Genomic DNA, 1,482 nt, shown 5'->3' with positions numbered 1-1,482 from the left:
AGACACCCCCCGGGTAAAATATAGAAACAATTTTGCTGGGGGACCGAGCAACGCGAGGGGGGATTTCTCTTTTTATTTTCGCGTTACGCGCGTGGGAATAGAAAAAAAGGCAAAAAAAATACCATCCCTTCTCTGGGATGATTAAAATTTTCGATATGTATTTGTAATCAGTGGACCGTCGCCACTGTTTCCTTCTAAGTAAAACTATACATGATTATTCTCGTCTTTACAAGTGTCATTTTTAAAATTAATCTTCGAAAAAATCCAATGAAAAAGCGGGGTGGTGATATTGTGAGCGGAAAACAAAGTAAATATAAATTAGCGTTCAAAGATTTCTTAGAAGGTGTTAAATACAAGGATATCGCGGATAAATATGGCGTATCTGTTAGCACTGTTAAATCATGGCGCAGCCGTTATTGGGAAGACATGATAAATGAAAAAGGTCTAAAAAATGTTTCGGAAAAGGTTGCAAAACTTCAAAAAAACAGAGAAAAAACGCTTAGAAATAAAATAAGAGATGATTTATATGAACAACTCGGCACGAACGGTATCATACACGCTCATTTTATGGATTTAGTAGAAGATTATATGTCATTTTGGGATATAAAAAACAGATTGATAGCTGATGTAAAAGATCGCGGTGTATCTGTACTAGGCGCTAATGGATTTATGAAAAAAAACGATAGCATTAACGAGTTGAATAAAACTAACACGCAAATGTTAAAGATTCTTAATGAGTTAGGACTTAAGGCGGTAAGTGAGGATGATGACGATGATGCAGAAGTCTAATCTTCCTTATAAATATCATCCTTTCATTAGTGAGTACATGCATGCTGTGGAAAGCGGATCTATCCGTTCTTGTAATGAACAAAAACAATTAATGACCTTAGTTCGAAAAACTTTAGATGATCCAAATGTTTATGTTGATGTTCAAGCTATTGAGGATAGTGTTAATATCCCAGCTAAATATTTTCCATTCGAATTATTCGCATGGCAACGTTTTGTTAACGCTTGTGTGTTCGGCGTTCGTTATAAGGACACCAATCGTCTTGTTTGGAATCAAATATTAATACTGATGGGACGTGGCGGTGGTAAAAACGGATATGCCGGATATTTAAACTTCTATATGCTATCTAAACAGTTTGGTATAGATAGATATCACATTGAATGGATCGCGACATCTGAAGAACAAGCAAAAACTACATTCGATGACGTGAAGGAAGTAATAGAAAATCCTGCAAATAAGGTTTTAAAGAAATCGTTTAGTGCTACAAAGGTACTAATTAAACATAAAACAAACAAATCTCACATGAAATTCAATACTTCTAATGCTAGAACGAAAGATGGACGACGTCCTGGATCAGTTTGGTTCGATGAAATTCATGAATATGAAGATTATAAGTCGATTAAAGTATTCCGTTCAGCCTTGGGTAAAGTTAAAGATGGACGAACTTTCTATTTAACAACGGATGGATATGTCCG

2 protein-coding genes are annotated in these 1,482 nt (G+C 35.4%); both read left to right on the top strand.

The genetic code is table 11. From position 1 onward, the window contains the following. Nucleotides 1–291: 291 nt before the first annotated feature. Nucleotides 292–789: a P27 family phage terminase small subunit gene (locus tag CQ064_RS33080; RefSeq protein WP_000015467.1), complete on the top strand. Its 498-nt coding sequence runs from the start codon at nt 292–294 to the stop codon at nt 787–789. Next, nucleotides 764–1,482, top strand: a 719-nt coding sequence (locus tag CQ064_RS33075) for a terminase large subunit domain-containing protein (protein ID WP_033795733.1), incomplete at its 3' end; no start/stop codon positions are given. The genes CQ064_RS33080 and CQ064_RS33075, both read left to right, overlap by 26 nt.

The sequence above is a fragment of the Bacillus sp. MYb78 genome (assembly GCF_002975115.1).
Taxonomy (GTDB): Bacteria; Bacillota; Bacilli; order Bacillales; family Bacillaceae_G; genus Bacillus_A; species Bacillus_A cereus.
This window is presented reverse-complemented; position numbering and strand designations above follow the sequence as displayed.